Source organism: Kitasatospora sp. NPDC004240 (assembly GCF_053603215.1).
In genome coordinates, this window is the sequence record NZ_JBSGFD010000457.1 from 1 (window position 1) to 1,222 (window position 1,222).

Annotated in this window: 1 protein-coding gene and 1 pseudogene; both read right to left on the reverse strand. The window is 68.0% G+C overall.

The genetic code is table 11. The annotated features are described in order from the left end of the window. On the reverse strand, positions 1-398 hold a 398-nt coding region (locus ACWEQL_RS42495), incomplete at its 3' end, for a hypothetical protein (RefSeq protein WP_452156997.1). Then, a pseudogene (locus tag ACWEQL_RS42500) lies at positions 398-1,222 on the reverse strand (IS5 family transposase); the annotation flags it as partial. The gene ACWEQL_RS42495 and the pseudogene ACWEQL_RS42500, both read right to left, overlap by 1 nt.

The following is a 1,222-nucleotide window of genomic DNA, read 5'->3' on the forward strand; positions in this document are numbered from 1 at the left end:
TATGTCCGTTTCTGGTAGCGGCCTCGTCCGGGTTGGGTGAGGAAGCCTTGGCGGGTGAGGCGTCCGAGGCGGCTGCGGGTGATGTTGACGGACGCCTCGTCGGTGGGCATGCCGAGGAGTTCGTGCAGCTCGCGTGCCTGGAATATCTGGTCGGGGTGCTGATTGAAGGCATTCACGATGGCCTGGTAGGCGGTGTTCGTCTCGGGTGGTTCGGATTCGGCTCCTGCCGGCGTGACCTCCGCGATGATCTTTCGGGCGGTGGCCAGGTCCGTGAGCCGCGCTTCGGTCTCGGTCAGGTCGGCGGCGAGTTCTTCGATCCGGGCGCGTAGTTCTGCGGCCCGGGCGGCGGCCTCGTCCTGCCGGGTCTGGAGGTCTGCCAGGAGTTCGGCGACGTCCACGCGGCCAGTCCGAGGGTGTCGCGCCAGGCCGGGGCCGGTGTGGTGAGGCGGCGGGTCATGTTCGCGGTGGAGGCCCAGTAAACGCGTGAGGCGGAGGTGTCGGGCCGGTGGTCGCACTCGCGGGCGAGGCGCCGATGCAGCATCAAGGTGCCGTTCGTCTGCTCCACCACCCACCGTTTCGGCTGCGGGACGAAGCCCTTGCCCTGGTCGGCCGGGTTGCGGCGGACGACTTCGACGTCGATGTCCAGCAGTGCACCGTGGATGACGACCTCGTCCTTGAAGCCCTGGTCCACCAGGGCCTTCTCCAGACGCATCCCGCACCGTTCGGCGGCCTGGTCGAGCAGGGCGGTGCCGGCGGCGTTGTCGTGGGCGGAGGCGGCCAGGACGACGACACCGATGATCAGCCCCATGACGTCGACAGCCAGTCCCCGCTTGCGGCCCGACACCTTCTTGTTCGCGTCCAGTCCCGTCGTGGTCTTCGGAACACCGGCGGCCGCTCGGACGGACTGGGTGTCGATGATCACGAGGGACGGGTCCTCTAATCGGCGGGACCTCTCCCTCACCTGGCAGCGCAGGAGTTCCTGGATCCGCTGGTCGAGCCCGTCCTGGCGCCACAGGCCGAAGTAGTAGAACACCGCCGACCAGGGCGGCAGGTCATGGGGCAGGTAGCGCCACTGACAGCCCGTCCGGTTCTGGTAGAAGACCGCGTTCACGATCTCCCGCAGATCACAGGACCCCGGATCCCCGGTCGCCGATCGCGCCACCCGGTCCTGCTTCCAGGCCGTGATCATCGGCTCGATCAACGCCCACTGCTCGTCCGATAA